Origin of the sequence: Corynebacterium tuberculostearicum (assembly GCF_032821615.1) — a bacterium.
In the GTDB taxonomy this organism is placed as follows: domain Bacteria; phylum Actinomycetota; class Actinomycetes; order Mycobacteriales; family Mycobacteriaceae; genus Corynebacterium; species Corynebacterium tuberculostearicum_H.
Map to the genome: position 1 here is coordinate 126,257 of NZ_JAVBIF010000005.1, position 18,149 is coordinate 144,405.

Genomic DNA, 18,149 nt, shown 5'->3' on the forward strand with positions numbered 1-18,149 from the left:
ACAGCCGGTTAAGGCTTACTTGATACCGGTGATCTTCAAGGTGGTCACAGGCTGACGGTGGCCCTGACGCTTCTTGTAACCAGTCTTGTTCTTGTACTTCAGGATATCGACCTTCGGGCCCTTACCCTGCTCAACGATTTCTGCGGAAACAGAAACCTTCTCCAAGTCGGAAGCCTTGGACTTAACATTGGCGCCATCGACGAGCAGAACCGGGGTGAGAGCTACGGCAGAGCCTGGCTCACCCTCGATCTTCTCGACCTTGACGAGGTCACCTTCAGCAACCTTGTACTGCTTGCCGCCGGTCTTGACGATCGCGTACATAGAGGGTTACCCCTTATCTAAACTCGCTCGGAAGCAACCGGGGAGGCCGCGTTCCGAATGGACACTTACACATTGCGTTTAGTTCCCGCGCGAACATGCCCGCACAGCTCACTAAGTGAGTGTCGGACTGATCCAGCGCCGTGAGTACTAAACAGCGACTGTCAAAGACTACCCCGTAGCGGGCACAAAATACAAACCACGCTTTTTGTGCCCGCGTGGCGTAGCCCTAAGACGTGCTTCGCCGTGCTACGCGGCGTCGGCCGCGCCCAGACTTTGCGTGCGACATTTCCTTGTGCGCACCACTCGCAGAAGACTGCTTGTGCCCTGCGTCATCCTGCGCCTTTGGGGCCTTGGCGCTTGCCGACGCCCCCTTCTTGCGCACCGCCCTCTTCTTTCCGCGGCGCAGCACCTTGGTACCGCCCGTGGTCGCCCGCTGGCCAGCACCGGAACGATCCGGCGAGCCACCCTGCTGCGTCGAACGGCCTTGGGCGGTCTTCGCTGCCTTCGGATTCTCTGCTACCGCCTTTTTAGGAGCGGCCTGGCGCACGGCACGGCGACGCCCACGGCCCTTGCCACCGGCGCGCCCCGCGCGTGCGGCGCCAGCTGCCTTTTCATGGCGCTGCTCGGCGGACCCGCCCGCCTGCTTGTGTTCGTGCTCCTGCGCCTTTTCCTTGACCTCGTGCGGCACGCGCGAGGTAGTCCGACGCTTGGCCTGCTGGGTGCGTACCGAACGACGGCGGCCACGCCCGCGAGCCTTGCGCTCTTCGCGCGAGGCCTGCTGCCCGTGCTGGGCTTCAGCCCCGCTAGCGTTACCGTCGGTATCGGCAGAGTCGTGGTCACCAGAGACCGCGAAATCCTGCGGCTGCGGGCGCCTATCGGAGCGCGAATTGCCGCGGGTGCGGCGCTTGCGGCGCGGGGAAGCCTCAAACTCGGCTACTGCCTCGTCATAGGTCTTTCCAGTTGCTTTCTCCGGAGCTGTTTTCTCCGGAGCGGTTTCCTTTTCCGGTGCCTTCTGCTCGCCGCCTGCAACCGTGTGCGTGGCCTTAGACCGGCGCGTCGCCCGGCGCGGCTTCTTGCCACGCTTGGAGCGGGCCCCTGCACCAGGGTGTGCCTTAGCAACGGCACCCGAGTCCGCATCCGTATCCGCATCGGGGACGTAGGAATTAAATTCCTGCACCTCGTCACTCTCGGCGGCATTATCCGCCGCGGCATACGCGATGGCCTCGATATCGGATACCTCAGTCTGAGTGCGCTTGCGCGCGCGGCGGCGACCGCGTCCACGTCCGCGCTCCTTGCTGCGGTAGTGGTCTCCGCTGTGCTCTTCCGATCCACCGTGCGACTGAGCTGGACCGCGCTCGTCCACAACGACGTTCGCTACGAGATCTTCCAGCGACGTCTTCGCAGATTCCCGTGCGGCCTCTTCGCTCTCGGTACCGTAGACCGGTGCCTGGGTCTTCTTGAATCGCTTAGGCTTGGAGGAGCTTTCGGCGGCGTCGTCAAGCTCGTGCTTATGCATCGCCACCGCCGCCGGGTGCTGCTGCGGATCGTGGTGTTGCTTCTTGTGCGCCTTGGGCTTGCGGCCAGAATGCTTGGAGCGCTGCTCGTCCTCGGCCTCTTCCACCGGATACTGGTGGATGATGATGCCACGGCCGTTACAGCACTCGCACTCGGTGGAGAACGTTTCTACCAAGCCGGTGCCGAGGCGCTTGCGGGTCATCTGCACCAGACCCAGCGACGTCACCTCGGAGACCTGGTGGCGGGTGCGATCGCGGCCCAAGGCTTCCTTCAGGCGGCGCAGCACCAGATCCTGGTTTTCCGGCAGGACCATATCGATAAAGTCCACGACGATCATGCCGCCGAGATCGCGCAGGCGCATCTGGCGCACGATTTCTTCGGCCGCCTCGAGGTTATTGCGGGTAACTGTTTCCTCTAGGTTGCCGCCGGAACCAGTGAATTTGCCGGTATTGACGTCGATGACGGTCATGGCCTCGGTGCGGTCGATGACCAACGTGCCGCCGGAGGGCAGCCATACCTTGCGCGAGAGCGCCTTATGCAGCTGCTCATCAATGCGGTAAGCCTCGAAGGCATCCTGCCCGCCGTGATCCTTGGCACGGTAGCGCACCACGCGGTCCGCAAGGTCTGGCGCCATGGAATCCACATAAGCACGGACGGTGTTGAAGGAACGCTTGCCATCGACGATGAGCTCGGTGAAGTCCTCATTGAAGAGATCGCGCACCACCTTGATGAGCATATTTGGTTCTTCATACATCGTCACCGGCTTGGCGCCCTTGGAGGATTTTTCCTTCTTAGCGTGTGCCACGATGTCCTCCCACCGGCTGTGCAGGCGGTTGACGTCGGTAGCGATTGCCTCTTCTGGGACGTTTTCGGCGGCGGTGCGGATAATCGCACCACCATCGCCTGGAACCACGCGGCCGAGGATATCCTTTAAGCGCTTGCGCTCCGGGGCGGGCAGCTTGCGGGAAATGCCGGCGCTGCGCCCACCCGGCACGTAGACCAGGTAGCGGCCAGCGAGGGAAATCTGGGTGGTAAGCCGCGCGCCCTTGTGGCCGATGGGATCCTTAGCCACCTGCACCAGCACCTGGTCACCAGACTTCAGGGCGTTTTCTACCTTGCGGGCGCGCCCGTGCAGCTTGGTCTTGCGCCAGTCGATTTCACCGGCGTAGAGCACGCCGTTTCGGCCCTGTCCGATGTCCACGAAGGCCGCCTCCATGGACGGCAGCACGTTTTGGACGCGGCCCAAGTAGATATTGCCAATGAGAGAGGCCTGGGACTCGGTGGTCACGAAGTGCTCGACCAACAGGTCATCTTCTAATACGCCCACCTGGGTGATGATGCCGGCGCCGTCCTCGCGCTCCTTATCGCGCACCACCATGGTGCGCTCCACGGCTTCGCGGCGGGCAAGGAACTCCGCTTGGGAAACGATGTGCTGGCGGGTGCGGCCCTTTTCGCGCAGTTCGGCCCGGCGGCGCTTCTGCGCCTCGATGCGCGTGGAGCCACGGATGGCCTTCGGCTCTTCAATGTGCTCGGGCTCGCCTGCCTGCTCTTCACGCTTCGCGCCGGCGCCACGTCCGCGGGATGTGCCACGGCGCCCACGGCGGCGGCCCTCAGACTTTCCGGAACCGCGGCCAGAGCCGGAGCCGGAGTGCTCGCGGTTTTCTTCGGCGGAGTCCGCAGCGTCCTCATTATCATCGCGTGCGGAGTCATCGGCGGAGAAGTCCTCCTCCGCTGCGTCTACTGCCGGTGCGAACGCCACGGCTTCGTCCTGCTGCGGGGCCATGAAGATAGGCGCAAAGTCATAGTGCCCAGAATCTTCCTCGGATTCGGCGCGCGGGACGATGTGCGGGGCGTAGTAGTCATCCTCGAAGTCCTCGCCGGCCTCGGCCAGCGCCTCGTGCAGCTTCGCCGCATCAACCGTTCCGGTATCGAGCGCGCTAGCCGGTGCTTCGCCCGCCTCATCCGTGGGTTCTGCCGCTTCGGATACTTCCGCTTCAGCGTCCTCTGGCTCCTCGGCGGCTGCGCCAGTTTCGGCTGCGGCCTGGGCCAGCGATGCCTCTACCTTGTCTTCGATCTGGGAGATCTCATTGTCCACGTTCTTGCGCACGCGGTGGCGCAGGTGCTCTTCGTCTTCCGCGGACTGCTCGCCTTCCCCTGACTCGACGGCATCTGCCGGCTCTTCGGGTGCCACGGCGGCGGACTTACGGGTGGCCTTGCGGGCGCGCTTGGCGCGCTTTTTCGGCGGCTTCTTTTCCCGTTCCTCGTCTGGGTTCTCTTCCGATTGTGCGGCGGCCTTGTCCTCGGGCTCTTCAGCCGGTACTTCGGTGGTGTCGCCCGAGGGGGCGTCGGCAACCGCGGCGGCGTTCGCTACGGTATCCAGCACTTGGCCTGCTTCCTCGCGGGAAAGGGAGCTCTGCGCGCTCTTTTTCAGGCCCATGTCTTTGAGTTGTGCCACCAGCTCGCGCGAGGAAAGCCCCAGCTGCTTGGCTAGGGAATACACGCGGGTCTTGTCCTTGAGTTGACTGCGATCCAGGTTCTGGGCCAAAGACGCCGCCGCCTTGAAGCTTTCAGTTGTTTCTTGAGAGTTCTGTGCCACCATGTTTGGGCTTACTCCTGTACATCGTCTGTATTTGGCGCGGCCTCGGGCGCAGGCACGGCCGAAGACCGTACCGCCGCCGCACGAGGCATAGTGCGCGCTATAAAAGTTTGTGGGATATGAAGTTATGCCGCGTCTCGTACGCGCTATCCCCCATTGTGTCACAGAACCGCGGCCAAGCTAGCAGGCGGTGTTATGTTGGCGGGGTGGCAGAACTAGCACGAATCCCCGCGCGCGAACTCGCGCAGTACCGACAGCGCAATGAAGTCCCGGTGCGCTCCGCACTTTACTTTGGCGTACCGGCCGGCTTTGCCATTGGCTTCGCCAACACGGGCGTGGATTATATGTTGATGGGAGCCGGTGTTTTTGCCGTCTTTGCAGTGCTGGGGTTGGTGCACCTCATCCGCAATTACCCGCGCGGCATCAACGCTGCACAAGAGGAATTCCGCGATGGTGACTACCCCACCATTGCCTATATCGCCCCGTTTATCCCGATCGCTGCGCCATTGGTCATGGCGCCACTGAGCGCGGCCGACCTGCTTCCAGAGATAGAGCTGGCCCCGCCCGTTGCCGGGATGCTGTCCGGGGCGTGGTGGGCCTTTGGCTTGCCGTTGGGCATCTGGAGCATGTTTTCCCAGTCCTTCCGGATCGGCCGGCGCCGCATTAACAAGATCCTGGAAAAAGACCCGCTCGACGGGGTTACGGAGGCTCGCTTGGAGCTTGCCGACGCCCACTCGGACATCCTCACCGCCCTCGTCGCCGCCGGCGCGGTGCAGGGAAACACGATTAATTCCACTGCCCTCTCGAAGTTCATGAAGGTAGACCTCGACCCTCTATCCGAACAGCTCGATGCTTTAGCAAAGGCGGACCTGGTGAAGCTGAGCCGCATGGGACTGCGCACCGCGCCCGCAAAGTGGACCATCACCATCACGCCGACTGGGGTTCGCTGTCTGTATCAAGTGGGCCGGCGCTAACTTGGCAAGCTTTTGTCTCCTGGGAAGAGCTTCGGGCCTATCCAGAGCATTATATAAACGAGGCCCACGAGCACTGGGATTTCAATCAGTGGCCCGATGGTGCCGGCGAGGGCCTGTGCTGACGCGGCGCCAAAGGTGCCGATGGAAACTGCAATGGCTAGCTCGAAGTTATTTCCGGCTGCTGTAAAAGCCACGGAAGCAGACTGTGCGTAGTTCATTCCCCCGGCTTTTGCTACGCCCAAGGCAAGGAAAAACATTCCAACGAAGTAAATAACCAGTGGAATCGCCACTCTCACCACGGCTGTCGGCTGGGCTACCAGCTGCTCGCCTTGCAGTGAAAACAGCAGCACGATGGTGTAGAGCAAACCAATCATCGCCAAAGGCGAGACTGCCGGGAGAAAACGGTCTTCGAACCATTCGCGTCCTTTGACCTTTTCTCCCCACACCCGTGAGAGCACGCCAAGCAGCAGGGGGATTCCTAGGAACACAAGAACCGCTGTGACGATGGACCAGAAAGAAAATTCAACAGAGGTGGTGTCTAGGCCTAACCATCCAGGTAGAACTTGCAAGTAGAACCAACCCATGACGCCAAACATGGCTACTTGGAAAATCGAATTGATAGCCACAAGTACCGCTGTGGCCTCTCGATCCGCGCAGGAAAGGTCGGACCATACCAAGACCATGGCGATGCAGCGCGCCAATCCGACGATGATTAAGCCGGTTCGCAACTCCGGCTGGTCTGCCAAAAATATCCACGCCAAGGTAAACATCAACGCGGGCCCCACCACCCAGTTCAGCACGATAGATATCACCATCAGGCGGCCATCGGCAGCAATGTCTCGAGTCTTTTCGTAGCGAACTTTAGCCAAGGGCGGATACATCATAACTAGCAGGCCCAGCGCGATTGGAAGAGAAATACCGCCAACCTCTAGAGCAGACAGTGCTTCTCCAATGCCTGGCAGGAAGTGGCCTATCAATAGCCCCACAGCCATGGCCATGATGATCCACACAGGAAGGAATCTATCGAGAAATGACAACTTTGGGCGTTGCGTAACGGCCATGGCTCTCCTTGTGCACCGAGGAATTCAACTTTCGAACAGTACTTTAATCGCCCATATTGATACTCGTCAATATAACGGAATGGGAGGCAGACTCCTTATACTGTGGGCATGGACTCCTCCCCTAGCAATGCCGATAGCACCCCGGATGCACAGTGCTGTTCCCTGAGCAGTGGCCCGCTCAGCCAGGGCGACTCCCTCCGCTTTTCCCAGCAATTTAAAGTACTTGCTGACCCAGCCCGCCTGCGCCTGCTATCCATATTGTGCGACGAGGGCTGCGGCCCGATGAGTGTTACGGAGCTGACCGCACTTTCCGGCCTTAGCCAACCGACGGTATCTCATCACCTCGGCAGGTTGAGGGAATCCGGTCTTTTAATCAAGCAACAATCGGGCCGTACCGTTACCCATCGAGTGCAAAAGGAAGCCTTCCGCACACTGCGCCAGTTACTCTCCTTCGATTAGGAGAACTCCAGTCCTAGTCTGCGAAGTGAATGACCTCGCGTGCCATATCTTCAGCAATGATCTGCCGCGTTAAGCACCTTCAGCCCCGGAACAAACCCCCTGCTCAAGTTCTGCTTCTCTACGTATTTGCGGCTTTGCGGTTTCAATACTTATTCAGGGTAGGGCCGGATACTCGGTATGTGGTTCTCCGCCTGGGCTTATGGATCAAGCAATAAATAAAGCCCGAGCCTACAGGCTCGGGCTGAATGATGCGCTAAGTGCGCAAAAGTTTAGAGGTTCGGGAACCAGATAGCGATCTCGCGCTCAGCGGACTCTGGGGAGTCAGAGCCGTGGACGATGTTCTCGCCAACGGTCAAAGCGAAGTCGCCGCGGATGGTGCCCGGGGTGGCCTTGGAGACTGGGTCGGTGCCGCCAGCCAGCTGACGCCATGCCTCGATGGCGCGCTCGCCCTCAACAACACCAGCGATAAGCGGTGCGGAGGTGATGAACTCGACGAGGTCACCGAAGAATGGCTTGTCCTTGTGCTCCTCGTAGTGCTTCTCCGCGGTCTCGCGGTCAGCAACGCGCAGGTCGAGCTCAGCCAGCTTCAGGCCCTTGCGCTCGATGCGGGAGATGATTTCGCCTACGTGGCCGTTCTTTACGCCGTCCGGCTTGATGAGAATCAGTGTACGTTCAGTCATGCCCCACACTGTACCGAAACCGCACGCATGCGTCGCGCGCTGGGGTATCCCGTTGGGGTAAAAATCTGGCGTCTAATGCTCTGCGAGCTGCTTGACTATCTCTTCAGCGCGCCCCTGCGAAGTCCCCCTGAACCACAGGCGTACCTGGCCTACTGCGGCGCCAAACTGCCCATTGCCCAACAGTCGTTGCAGCTCCGCGCGCTGCTCCTTATCCAAATCCTCAAAGGTGGCTTCTTTGGCCGGCTCAAAGTTGCTCCGCAGCGCCAAAACCAGAAAAACGCCACCAATGATGAGGGCGACTAGCGGTAGCCATGGCGTTCCCGTAGCGGCGCGGGCTACCACCGCGGCGATGCAGGCGAGTGCGGCAAGGACGAGATAGAGATTGCGCATGGGCGCTAGTCTATCGCGTCTGCCCCCACCCGCCGGAGGTATCGAGCCTTATTTCTCGTTGAGGTGCTGCGTGGTGAGGTAACCGCGCTTCATGCGGGCGATGAGGTTGCTGCGCAGGTAGACGGCCAGCAGCCACTCCATGCCAAAGATGATGAAGATGGCGGCCACGGCCCAGTGGACCATAAAGCCCACAATGACGCACAACAGCTGTGCCCACACAATGACGGACAGCGCCCACTTCTTATTCATGAACGCGATCATCACGAGGTGGAATACCACTGCGGCGATGACAAAGCCGTAGTTAAAGGGGGTCCACAAGGTGCCGTCATAAAGCTTGTACAGCATCGGCAGTGCGAAGGATAGGGCGAGCGCCTCCATGGTCAGGGAGCTGGCAATGACCATCCCGTTGAAGCTTTTGAGCGGGTCCTTGACTGGGGCTTGGCCCATGCCGAGGGGTCCGATCTCGCTTTCGGGGACCTGTTCCTCGCGGCCACGGGCGCGGGTGCGTCGGGGCGGGCGAGGCTGGTGCTCTCCGCGCGGGTGGTGATTATCGCGGCTCATGCAGGTTCCTTTCCAAACATCGCGCGGGCATCACCAGCGGTGACGACCGAGCCGGTGATGATGATGCCGGAGCCGGACTGGACCTCGGCGTCCTCGGCAAGCTCCACGGCCTGGGCATAGGCGCCCGGCAGGTTATCGGCTACGTGCACTCGCTCTTCGCCAAAGATATCGCGGGCGGTCTCTGCCAAGTCGTAGGCATCGAGCGCGCGCGGCGAGGAGTTTTGGGTGATGACGACCTCGGTGAGGTACGGCTCTAGTGCGGTGAGGATGCCGGTGGCGTCCTTATCCGCGAAAATGGAGAGCACACCGATGAGGCGGGCGAAGTCGAAATCGCGGTCCAGCGCCGCGCCTAGCGCCTTGGCGCCATGTGGATTATGGGCGGCGTCAATAAACGTCGTTGGTGAGGTGCGCACGCGCTCCAAGCGGCCGGGAGAAATTGCCTGCGCGAAGCCATTGCGCACGGTGGCAACATCCAGCGGGTGGCCGGCCGAGGCGCCGAAGAAAGCCTCCACCGCAGCAAGAGCCACGGCGGAATTTTTGGCCTGGTGCTCGCCATGCAGGGGCAAGAAAATATCCTCGTACATGCCGCCAAGGCCCTGGATAGTGACCTGCTGGCCGCCGACGGCGATGCGGGACTCGAGGGCAGCAAACTCGGAACCGGAGCGGGCCACGCCCGCCTCCACGTCCACGGCCTGCCGCAAGATAACCCGCATTGCTTCCGGGTCCTGTTCGGCGATGACAACAATGTTTTCGTTGGGGGTCAGCGGGTCATCGGCATCCTCGCGCGGCTTGATAATGCCGGCCTTTTCACCGGCAATCTCTGCGAGGGTATCGCCCAAGTAATCCGTGTGGTCCAAGCCCACCGGAGTAATGACGGAAACGTCCGCATTGACCACGTTGGTGGCATCCCATCGGCCGCCGAGGCCGACTTCAACGACGGCGACGTCCACGGGGGCGTCGGCAAACGCGGCATAGGACAAGCCAACGAGGACTTCGAACTTGGACATGGGAACGTCAGACTGGGCATCAACCATCTCCACAAAAGGCTTGATCTCGTGCCAGATGCGCACATAATCGCGCGGATGGATGGGCTGACCATCGATGCCGATGCGTTCGGTGACGCGCTGCAGGTGCGGGCTGGTGACCAGGCCGACGCGGCGGTGGAAGGCCCGCAGGAGCGAATTCACCATGCGCGCGGTAGAGGACTTGCCGTTGGTGCCGGCAATGTGGATGACATCGAAGGAACGCTCAGGGTGGCCCAGCAAATCCATGAGCATCTCGATGCGGTCGAGGGAAGGCTCAATCTTGGTCTCGGGCCAGCGCTCATTGAGCTCTTCTTCTACCTCCGCAAGGGCGCGCAGCTCTTCAGCCGACACCTCTTGCGGTGCGGCCTCGTTGTACTCATCCTCGCTACCCATGCCCAAGTTGAGCGTCAGGCCGGACTCGGTGATTTCCACCGGTCCACCGTCAGTGCCTTCTTTGAGGGCATCGACGATTTCGAAGTCCTCAGTCTCCTTGTCCTTGTCCGCCACTACTTCAGGCCCTCCAAACGGCTGGTGATGCGCTCGACCTCTTCGCGGGCGACCTGCTGGCGCTCCTTGATCTTATTGACCACTTCTTCCGGTGCCTTGGACAAGAAGTTCTCGTTGCCCAGCTTCTTGCCGGTCTGCTCCAGTTCCTTATTCGCCTTGGCCAGATCCTTCTCCAGGCGCTTGCGCTCGGCTTCTACATCCACCGCGCCGTGGGTATCCAGGGTGACCTCCACGGTGGCCTGGGAAAGGCGCACCTCGATGGAGGCGGAAGGATCGAAATCCTCGCCTGGGGCGGTGGTATTGGCCAGGTTGCGCACCAGTTCCTCTTGGCCGGCGAGATCCGCTGCGGCGAAGTCGAGGCGGCCCGGCACCTTCTGGGAAGGCTTTACACCCTGGTCGGAGCGGAAGCGGCGCAGCTCGGTGATGAGCTTATCGGCGTCCTCGATGCGGCGGGCGGCCACCTCATCCTTGGTGGCGCCACCATTGGTATCGGCAACGGTAGGCCACGGTGCAACGACGATGGACTCGCCGCCGGTCAGCGCCTTCCACAGCACCTCGGTGACGAATGGCATGGTCGGATGCAGTAGGCGCAGGACGACGTCGAGCACGCGGCCCAACACGATCTGGGTATTGCGGCCCTGCTCGCTTACGCCATCGCGCGGGATCTGGGTCTTGGCAATCTCCAAGTACCAGTCACACAGCTCGTCCCAGGTGAAGTGGTAGAGCAGCTCGTTGGCCTTAGCAAACTGGTAGTCATCCAGGTAGTCATCCACCTTGGCACGGACCTCTTCGGCGCGGTCAAGGATCCACCGGTCGGCGTCGCTAAGCTCCGCGCGGTTCGGCAGCGTGGCCACTCCAGCACCGTTCATGAGCGCGAACTTGGTGGCGTTAAAGAGCTTGGTAGCAAAGTTGCGGGCAGCCGCGGCGGCGTCGGAGCCAAGCGGCAGGTCCACGCCAGGGTTGGCGCCGCGGGCAAGGGTAAAGCGCAGGGCATCCGCACCGTAATCGCGCACCCAATCCATCGGGTCAATGCCGTTGCCCAAGGACTTGGACATCTTGCGGCCCTGCTCATCGCGGACCAGGCCGTGCAGGTACAGATCCTTGAACGGAACCTGCGGGCGGCCATCGGTGCCCTCACCCAAAAGCTCCGGGGCGTGGCTGCCCGCAAAGGTGCCGAACATCATCATGCGGGCCACCCAGAAGAACAAGATGTCGTAGGCGGTGACCAGCACGTTGGTGGGATAGAACTTCTCTAGGTCCGGGGTCTTTTCCGGCCAACCCAGGGTGGAAAATGGCCACAGCGCGGAGGAGAACCAGGTATCCAGCACGTCCGGATCCTGCTCGTATCCTGCCGGCGGCTCCTCATCAGGGCCAACACAGACGATGTCTCGCTGTCCGTCCTCGCCTTCTGGCCCGTACCAGATAGGAATGCGGTGACCCCACCACAGCTGGCGGGAGATGCACCAATCGTGCATGTCATCGACCCACTCGAAGTAGCGCGGCTCGAGCGACTGCGGGTGCAGGGTGGTATCGCCCTCGCGCACGGCGTCGCCAGAGGCCTTGGCCATCTTGGCCACGTCCACGAACCACTGCAGGGACAGGCGCGGCTCGATGGGCTCGCCGGAGCGCTCCGAGTGGCCCACGGAGTGGACGTACGGGCGGATTTCCTTGACAATGCGGCCCTGCTCGCGCAGTGCCTCGCGGATCTCCACGCGGGCTTCCTCGCGGGTCAGGCCGTCGAAGCGGGTACCGGTATTGGCAATGTGGCCGGTGGTATCGATAACGGTGGGCATCTCCAGGTTGTGGCGGGTGCCCATCGCGTAGTCATTCGGATCGTGGGCCGGGGTGATCTTCACCGCGCCGGTACCGAATTCCATGTCCACGTAATCATCGGCGATGATCTTGAGCTTCAGGTCATCGCGGAACGGGTGCGGTAGCTCCTTGCCCACCAAATCGGCGTAGCGCTCGTCGTCTGGGTGTACGGCGATGGCGACATCGCCCAGCATGGTTTCCACACGGGTGGTGGCCACGATGAGGTGCGGTTCATCGTCATTGAGCGAGCCATAGCGGATGGAGACCAGCTCGCCCTCGACGTCCTTGTACACGACCTCAATATCGGAGACGGCGGTCTCTAGCACCGGCGACCAGTTCACCAGGCGGTTGGCCTGGTAGATCATGCCCTCATCGTAGAGGTTCTTAAAGATGGTCTGGACGGCGCGGGAGAGGCCATCATCCAAGGTGAAGCGCTCGCGGGACCAGTCCACGGAGTCACCGATGGCCCGCATCTGGTTCTGGATGGTGCCGCCGTACTGCTCCTTCCATTCCCAGACCTTGTCAATGAATTCTTCGCGCTCATAGTCCCAGCGCTTTTTGCCCTCGGTCTCCTTGAGCTTGGCCTCGACCTTGGTCTGGGTGGCAATGCCGGCGTGATCGGCACCGGGCAGCCACAGGGTGGCGTAGCCCTGCATGCGCTTGCGGCGGATAATGGAATCAATCAGCGTGTGGTCTAGGGCGTGGCCCATGTGCAGCTGGCCGGTCACATTCGGCGGCGGCAGCACGATGGAATAAGGCTCAGCCTCCGAATTCGCATCCGGCGTGAAGTAACCCTTTTCTACCCAGCCCTCATAGAGGTCCTTCTCTACGGCCTGCGGCTCCCACGACTTAGGCAGCGCATCGGCGCGGTTGGTACCAACTAATTGCTCATTATTTTGCTCAGTCACCTGGCCGATTCTACCTTGCACGTCAACCGGCTCAGCCAGGCAGGGTGCGCACCGAGTATGAGGTGCGCACCGACCGTGTTTTAGAGCAGGTCCGCCACGGCCTTGCGCTCCTCGCGCAGCTCGGCCACAGAGGCCTCGATGCGCTCCTTTTGGAATTCAGTGAGCTCCAGTCCCTGCACAATCTCCCACTGGCCGTTGCGGCTGACAGTGGGGAATCCGCAGATAACGCCCTTGTCGACGCCGTAGGATCCGTCCGATGGCACCGCCGCGGTGCGCCAGTCCTCAGTGCCATGAATCCAGTCATGCATGTGGTCCACGGCTGCCGACGCCGCCGAAGCAGCCGAGGAGCTACCGCGAACCTCAATAATTTCCGCACCGCGCTTGGCCACCTTGGGGATCATCTCCTCGCGGTACCAGTCCTGGTCCACCTCGGCGTTGGAGTAGGTAATATCCGGGAACTGGCTAGCGGAGTGGTTGCCCCAAACCGCCACCTTGGTGAAATCGGTGGTGGACTTGCCGGTCTTTAGCGCAAGCTGGCTCAGGGTGCGGTTGTGGTCCAAGCGCATCAAAGCGTTGAACTGGGAATCATCCAAATCCGGGGCATTATTCGCAGCGATGAGGGCATTGGTATTAGCCGGGTTACCCACCACGAGCACGCGGACATCGCGCGCGGCGTAGTCATTGATAGCCTTGCCCTGCTTGGTGAAAATGGCGCCATTGGCCTCCAGCAGGTCGGCGCGCTCCATGCCCTTGCTGCGGGGGCGAGCGCCGACGAGGAAGGCAGCCGAGGTGTTTTCAAAGGCTTCCTTGAGATCATCAGTAACCGTGATGGAGTTAACCAACGGCAGGGCGGAGTCATTGAGCTCCATGGCAACACCTTGGGCCTTTTCCACCGCAGCGGGAATTTCCAGCAATGCTAGGTCCACCGGGGTGTCCTTGCCGTACACATCTCCAGCAGCGATGCGCCACAGCAGCGAATAGGCGATGTTGCCGGCGGCGCCGGTGACAGTGATCTTGACGGGCTGGGTCATGGTGTAAAGCCTCCTCAATAATGGCTGTGACATGGGCGGCACACGCGAGCCAGATTGCTCGCACCGCCAGGGAATGTAATCCATCACCGAGCTTAGCCCCACCGCCAGCATTCGCGCTGTGAATCTGGCCCCCTCTTTTGGAGGGAAAATCTAGGGCCCTTGCGATAAATTACCCCCATTTACCTCAAAATTAGCGCCCCCAATGGGCCAGATACTCCCGCACGGGGTGATTAATCGGGCATGATAGGAAAAGGAAATGCGGGACACTCCCCCACGCTGCACACCCAGAATGCATAGGGATTGCCAACTCCCGCACTATTAGACATCAGTTCACCGCGCCACCGCCGCGCCGCAAGGATTAAGGACTTATGCAATGAGCACAGAGAATACTGACCCACTGCAGGCTGCAGACCAGGCGGATTCTCCTCACGCTGCCCACGCGGAATCCGTCAGCATTGACTCCGTGGTGGACGTTGCGATCAAGCAGTTTTCCCATTTCGGATTTACAGAAACCAAGCTAGAGACCATCGCCCAAGAATCCGGCATGTCCAAGCGCATGATTCATTACCACTTTGGCGATAAGAAGGGCTTGTACCTGCGTGCGCTGAGCACCGCCGCGCAGCGCCTCAATCCGCCTGAGGATGCCCTGGAAATCGATACCGCAGTTCCGGTCGAAGGCGTGCGCAAGTTGGTGGATTGGCTTTTCCGCGAGCGCGTTGCCAACCCGGAGGCCATCCGCATGCTGGTATGGGAAAGTAATCAGCAGATTGTGGACCCGGCACAGCAGGCTATTGCCGACGTCGCCGGGGTGGCCCTCCACCTTGACCGCTTGCTGCTTTTGGGCCAAGACGCCGGCGCCTTCCGCCCCGGCATTTCCGCCAATGACATCTTCACCCTGATTTCCTCGTTGACGGTCTACCGCGTGACCAACCAGGTGATGGTGGAAAACATGCTGGGCGTAAACTTCAATACCCAAGAAAATATCGACGGCATGCATAGGCTCACCGTCGATGCTGTGCTGGCGTTTTTGACCGCCAATATTCCGGACTCGGGCCACGAGTCCTACCTCACCTCGTCCTCGTTCGATACCGAAGAAGGCGACGAGGCCTCCCCGCAGGATATCTACAGCGAGGAGTACTAGCGCGGGCCTTCCGGCCCACGCCCCACCCTGCCACAGCCCGCCAGTAGGCGCTGTGGCAGCTAAGGCCTAGGCAGATTCCTTGGCCTCGTCCTTGTAGCTAAACTGCGGCTCCGCGCCCTCGGTCACGCACTCCCGCGTGATGTGTACCGTGGCAATATCCTCGCGGTCTGGCAGGTCGTACATGACTGGGACCAAAAGCTCTTCCATGATGGCGCGCAGGCCACGCGCACCCGTCTTGCGCTCCAAGGCGAGCTCCGCGATGGCATCCAATGCCGCTGGCTCGATGTCCAATTCGCAATCATCCATCTCAAAGAGGCGGCTGTACTGCTTAACCAGGGAGTTCTTGGGCTCGGTGAGCACCTTGACCAAAGATTCACGGTCCAGGTTATCCACCGTGGCCACGACAGGCAGGCGGCCGATGAACTCTGGAATAAGACCGAACTTCACTAGGTCCTCGGGGCGCACCTGGGAGAAGAGGTCAACCTTTTCGCGCTCGTCCTTGGTATCCAGGTTGGCGCCAAAGCCCACGCCCTTCTTGCCCACGCGATCCGCAATGACTTGGTCCAACCCAGCGAAAGCGCCGGCAACGATGAACAAAATATTGGAGGTATCCAGCTGGATAAACTCCTGGTTCGGGTGCTTGCGCCCGCCTTGCGGCGGGATGGCCGCCACGGTGCCTTCCAGGATTTTCAGCAGCGCCTGCTGCACGCCCTCACCGGACACGTCGCGGGTAATGGATGGGTTCTCGGACTTGCGGGAAATCTTGTCCACCTCGTCGACGTAGATGATGCCGCGCTGTGCGCGCTCCACGTCAAAGTCCGCGGCCTGCAGCAGCTTCAACAGGATATTTTCCACGTCTTCGCCCACATAGCCGGCCTCGGTGAGGCTGGTGGCATCGGCGATGGCAAAGGGGACATCGAGAAGCCGGGCCAAGGTCTGCGCCAGGTAGGTCTTACCGGAACCGGTGGGGCCCAACATCAAGATATTGGACTTAGAGATCTCCACCTCATCGCCCTCGGCCTTCTTGCGGCGGGCCTCCAACGCAGCCGATTCTTCGGCCTTGATGCGCTTGTAATGGTTATAGACCGCCACAGACAGCACACGCTTGGCCTTGTCCTGGCCGATCACGTACTTATCGAGGAAGGCGGAAATCTGCGAGGGTCGGGGCAGGCGCACCTCTGCATCGGAGGATTCTTGCGCCTGCTCTTGGCCCAGTTCCTCTTCGATGATCTCATTGCATAGCTCGATGCACTCGTCGCAGATGTAGACACCGCCGCCGGCGATGAGCTTTTTCACCTGCTTCTGACTCTTGCCACAAAAGGAACACTTGAGCAGGTCAGCGCTTTCTTGCATACGTGCCATTAAGTTCTTTCACACTCGCTTTTCGTACCGCTATCCACAGTCGGAAGGACGATTCTACCCTTCCGAGCGGCTTCATCTTCATCTGTTTCTAGCTTAGTAAATCAACCCGACAGGCCCTTCATTCATTCCCTCCCGCGTGGCGAATTTCCCAGGCCCTTCCTGCTCTTGCGGCATAAACTAGAAGGTGAAATCACCCTCATCCCACCCCTTTTAGGAACAGGAGCATCATGTTCGATCTCACAGGCCGGGTAGCCATTGTCACCGGCGGCGCCTCCGGCATTGGCCGTGGCATCGTCGCCTCGCTGCGGGAGGCCGGCGCCACCGTCATCATCGCCGATATCGACCTAGACCACGCCACCGCTACTGCCAAGGAGTTGGGTGCCAGCGCCATTCGCGTGGACGTCACCGAACGCGCTTCGGTTAAGGACATGTACCGCCAGGTCACTGCCGAGCACGGCGGCTTCGACATTGTGTGCTCCAATGCCGGTGTCTTTCCCAACTGCCCGCTGGCAGAGATGACCGATGATAAGTGGGAGGCGATGTTTGCCATCAATACCCACGGCACCTTCAAGGTGGTCCAGGAGGCGCTCCCCTATCTCAAGCAACGCCGCTATGGACGCATCGTTATTACAACGTCTATCACCGGCTCGCACACGGGCTTTCCCGGTTGGGCCCACTACGGCGCCTCCAAGGCCGCGCAACAAGGCTTTATGCGTTCGGCCGCGCTCGAGGTGGCCCGCGATGGCATCACCATCAACGGGGTCCTCCCAGGCAATATCCTCACCGAGGGCCTCGAGGCCCAAGGCCAGGAGTACCTCGATCAAATGACGCGCTCGGTACCGCTGCACCGCCTGGGCACCCCACGCGATATTGGCACTGCAGCAGCCTTCCTAGCTTCGGAAGAGGCAGGCTACATCACCGGCCAAACACTAATTATCGATGGCGGCCAGCTTCTGCCCGAGACCCCTGAGGCCATACTGCCGCCGCGCGATTAGCCGCGCTTGCCGACGCCCCCGTGTACCCCACGCAGCACAAAGCCCCCTGCTACACACTGTGCGGCAAGGGGCCTCGTGGGGATTTCATTCAGTAGCTGCTTACTGCAGCCAATCGAAGTCGAGCAGGAAAAGTTCCGCATCGAGCATCTCGTGTTCATCCGGAGCATGACCGGTGACGGTTTCTAGCGCCTCTGCTACGTCCTTAGTAGTAGCAGGGGTCTTATCAGCGTCAAGCAGGGTTTCTGCCACCAAAGCGCGAACCGGAGCTTCTGAAACTGTATCCAGGCCGGTTCCAGTGGTGGAGCCCTTGAACGCATCAGCGATGCCGTCCATCAAAGTACGCATCTTGTTCATTTCTCACACCTCCATGTGGCTTTCTCTCTGTCTGATAGAGAAGAATATACGCGGCACACCCCCACTAAGCAACCCCTAGGTCGCTTAAAGTTAACCTTTTGTTAACTTTGGAAAAGTGTGCCGCGCATCACACGGAAGGTTTGCCCTCGGGCAAGAGGATTCTTTATAGATCACCGAACGGCGTAAAGCCGAAGTAGTGGTCCAGCGTATCGCGAGCAATCCACATGATGGCCACGAGAATGACTACGGCCAACACCGCATAGACGGTCCAGCCCAGTACCTTCATCTGCGTACTTGCCGGAGTATCGCCCACGACAACGCCGTTGTCGTCACGAATTGGGTCACCGGTCATGCACCGCATGCCCAGGGAGAACAGGAGCGGAATGCCAGCGCCGAAGACCAGCGCCAAGCCTGCAACGTGAATGAGGGACTGGAAGATTTCTGCAGCAGTCATGGT

16 protein-coding genes are annotated in these 18,149 nt (G+C 60.7%); 4 read left to right on the top strand and 12 right to left on the bottom strand.

The genetic code is table 11. The annotated features are described in order from the left end of the window. Window positions 1-15 precede the first annotated feature (15 nt). The gene (gene rplU, locus RAE09_RS05935; protein ID WP_316981211.1) at window positions 16-321 is read right to left on the bottom strand and encodes a 50S ribosomal protein L21; all 306 of its coding nucleotides are present in this window, start codon (window positions 319-321) and stop codon (window positions 16-18) included. 226 nt (window positions 322-547) lie between these two features. Further along, window positions 548-4,435 carry a translation initiation factor IF-2 N-terminal domain-containing protein gene (locus RAE09_RS05940; protein WP_316981212.1) on the bottom strand — a complete coding sequence of 1,296 codons (3,888 nt, stop codon included), beginning with the start codon at window positions 4,433-4,435 and terminating at the stop codon, window positions 548-550. Window positions 4,436-4,638: 203 nt separating this feature from the next. On the opposite strand from RAE09_RS05940, the gene RAE09_RS05945 reads away from it, so the two are divergent. Further along, the gene (locus RAE09_RS05945) at window positions 4,639-5,406 is read left to right on the top strand and encodes a hypothetical protein (protein WP_150851658.1); all 768 of its coding nucleotides are present in this window, start codon (window positions 4,639-4,641) and stop codon (window positions 5,404-5,406) included. Here RAE09_RS05945 and arsB read toward each other — a convergent pair. Beyond that, on the bottom strand, window positions 5,403-6,467 hold the full coding sequence (gene arsB, locus RAE09_RS05950) for an ACR3 family arsenite efflux transporter (RefSeq protein ID WP_316981213.1): 1,065 nt from the start codon (window positions 6,465-6,467) through the stop codon (window positions 5,403-5,405). The two genes, RAE09_RS05945 and arsB, sit on opposite strands and share 4 nt — an antisense overlap. Window positions 6,468-6,575: 108 nt before the next feature. Between arsB and RAE09_RS05955 the strand changes: the two genes are divergently transcribed. Further along, on the top strand, window positions 6,576-6,926 hold the full coding sequence (locus tag RAE09_RS05955; RefSeq protein WP_316981214.1) for a metalloregulator ArsR/SmtB family transcription factor: 351 nt from the start codon (window positions 6,576-6,578) through the stop codon (window positions 6,924-6,926). A gap of 269 nt (window positions 6,927-7,195) precedes the next feature. Here the strand turns inward: RAE09_RS05955 and ndk are convergent, their stop codons facing one another. From ndk to RAE09_RS05985, 6 genes are all read right to left on the bottom strand, one after another. After that, window positions 7,196-7,606, bottom strand: a complete 411-nt coding sequence (gene ndk / locus RAE09_RS05960) for a nucleoside-diphosphate kinase (protein ID WP_005324068.1) — start codon at window positions 7,604-7,606, stop codon at window positions 7,196-7,198. Window positions 7,607-7,678: 72 nt separating this feature from the next. Then, window positions 7,679-7,996 carry a hypothetical protein gene (locus tag RAE09_RS05965; protein ID WP_250412467.1) on the bottom strand — a complete coding sequence of 106 codons (318 nt, stop codon included), beginning with the start codon at window positions 7,994-7,996 and terminating at the stop codon, window positions 7,679-7,681. Between the two features lie 48 nt (window positions 7,997-8,044). Continuing rightward, complete coding sequence (locus RAE09_RS05970) at window positions 8,045-8,557, bottom strand: DUF4233 domain-containing protein (RefSeq protein WP_150851524.1); 513 nt, start codon at window positions 8,555-8,557, stop codon at window positions 8,045-8,047. Then, complete coding sequence (folC, locus tag RAE09_RS05975) at window positions 8,554-10,089, bottom strand: bifunctional tetrahydrofolate synthase/dihydrofolate synthase (RefSeq protein ID WP_316981215.1); 1,536 nt, start codon at window positions 10,087-10,089, stop codon at window positions 8,554-8,556. The genes RAE09_RS05970 and folC overlap by 4 nt, the downstream gene beginning before the upstream one ends. Then, window positions 10,089-12,809: a valine--tRNA ligase gene (locus RAE09_RS05980; protein ID WP_316981216.1), complete on the bottom strand. Its 2,721-nt coding sequence runs from the start codon at window positions 12,807-12,809 to the stop codon at window positions 10,089-10,091. The genes folC and RAE09_RS05980 overlap by 1 nt, the downstream gene beginning before the upstream one ends. A gap of 80 nt (window positions 12,810-12,889) precedes the next feature. Continuing rightward, complete coding sequence (locus tag RAE09_RS05985) at window positions 12,890-13,840, bottom strand: malate dehydrogenase (protein WP_316981217.1); 951 nt, start codon at window positions 13,838-13,840, stop codon at window positions 12,890-12,892. 373 nt (window positions 13,841-14,213) lie between these two features. Here RAE09_RS05985 and RAE09_RS05990 point away from each other — a divergent pair, with 373 nt between their 5' ends. After that, the gene (locus RAE09_RS05990; RefSeq protein WP_316981218.1) at window positions 14,214-14,981 is read left to right on the top strand and encodes a TetR/AcrR family transcriptional regulator; all 768 of its coding nucleotides are present in this window, start codon (window positions 14,214-14,216) and stop codon (window positions 14,979-14,981) included. Between the two features lie 66 nt (window positions 14,982-15,047). Here the strand turns inward: RAE09_RS05990 and clpX are convergent, their stop codons facing one another. Then, the gene (clpX, locus tag RAE09_RS05995) at window positions 15,048-16,343 is read right to left on the bottom strand and encodes an ATP-dependent Clp protease ATP-binding subunit ClpX (protein WP_005324061.1); all 1,296 of its coding nucleotides are present in this window, start codon (window positions 16,341-16,343) and stop codon (window positions 15,048-15,050) included. 227 nt (window positions 16,344-16,570) lie between these two features. On the opposite strand from clpX, the gene fabG reads away from it, so the two are divergent. Continuing rightward, on the top strand, window positions 16,571-17,338 hold the full coding sequence (gene fabG / locus RAE09_RS06000) for a 3-oxoacyl-ACP reductase FabG (protein WP_179386884.1): 768 nt from the start codon (window positions 16,571-16,573) through the stop codon (window positions 17,336-17,338). Between the two features lie 99 nt (window positions 17,339-17,437). Here fabG and RAE09_RS06005 read toward each other — a convergent pair whose 3' ends face one another. After that, window positions 17,438-17,692, bottom strand: a complete 255-nt coding sequence (locus RAE09_RS06005; protein WP_005324057.1) for a hypothetical protein — start codon at window positions 17,690-17,692, stop codon at window positions 17,438-17,440. 163 nt (window positions 17,693-17,855) lie between these two features. Then, on the bottom strand, window positions 17,856-18,146 hold the full coding sequence (locus RAE09_RS06010) for a hypothetical protein (RefSeq protein ID WP_005324056.1): 291 nt from the start codon (window positions 18,144-18,146) through the stop codon (window positions 17,856-17,858). Between the last annotated feature and the right edge of the window lie 3 nt (window positions 18,147-18,149).